This is a genomic window from Arthrobacter sp. Y3223164 (genome assembly GCF_059091005.1).
In genome coordinates, this window is the sequence record NZ_JBNHGF010000883.1 from 1 (window position 1) to 408 (window position 408).

Below are 408 nucleotides of genomic sequence, written 5' to 3' on the forward strand. Positions count from 1 at the left end.
CTGCCGGTGGCCTGCCCGCCGCAGCCGCCGGGCAGCCGGTACGCGGCGGCCGCACCGTGGACTTTTAGACAACACCCGACCCCTCGGAGGAAGAGCGATGGACCAGCAACAACTGATCGTCACGGTCAGGCCCGACGGCGCGGTATCGGCCGAGACCCGCAACATCTTCGGCGCCGAGTGCCTGGACTACATCACGGTTTTGGAGGATCTGCTGGAGGCCGAGAGCGTGTCCAGCTCCTACACCGAGGACTATCACCGCACCGCCGTCACCACCAGCGACTACGTCCGCAATGAGTCCGCAGACCGATAGCCCCGGCGTGCCCGGGCAGCCGCGCGTCCCGGTCCGGAAGCTCCCCATCAACAACGGCTGCGCCCCGGCGCCGTCCGACGCCGGCGTCATCCGGCACG

Annotated in this window: 1 protein-coding gene; it reads left to right on the top strand. The window is 69.4% G+C overall.

Annotated elements, in window-relative coordinates; translation table 11 throughout:
* The first annotated feature begins 97 nt into the window (after positions 1-97).
* Complete coding sequence (locus AC5RUJ_RS18535; RefSeq protein WP_494001527.1) at positions 98-310, top strand: DUF2997 domain-containing protein; 213 nt, start codon at positions 98-100, stop codon at positions 308-310.
* Positions 311-408 lie beyond the last annotated feature (98 nt).